We start from the raw sequence: 241 nt of genomic DNA, 5'->3' as shown, positions 1-241 counted from the left end.
GAGGATACGTTACCGACTCCGTCCGGGCGGCTCAACTTGGCGGGTCGCGATGGGACGGATCCGACCGATTCCGGACGCCGCTCGACTCAGTCCTCGGCGAGGGTGAGTTCCAGGCCGCCGAGGATGTTCGCGCTCAGGTTGTACAGGAACGCGGTCAGCGTGCCGAGAGCCGTGGAGATCACCACGTTGATCACGGCCAGCAGCGCGGTCACGCCGAGCACCTTGTTCGTGCTGATGTAGT

At 64.7% G+C, this 241-nt stretch carries 1 protein-coding gene; it reads right to left on the bottom strand.

Going from position 1 to position 241, the window contains the following annotated elements; genetic code table 11:
* Positions 1–86: 86 nt before the first annotated feature.
* A partial coding sequence (locus tag BN358_RS22920) for a DUF3566 domain-containing protein (protein WP_198018364.1) occupies positions 87–241 on the bottom strand: 155 nt, incomplete at its 5' end.

This window comes from Sedimentibacter sp. B4 (genome assembly GCF_000309315.1).
Lineage (GTDB): Bacteria > Bacillota > Clostridia > Tissierellales > Sedimentibacteraceae > Sedimentibacter > Sedimentibacter saalensis.
Note: the sequence above shows the minus strand (reverse complement) of the source record. Positions and strands in the feature narration are given on the sequence as shown.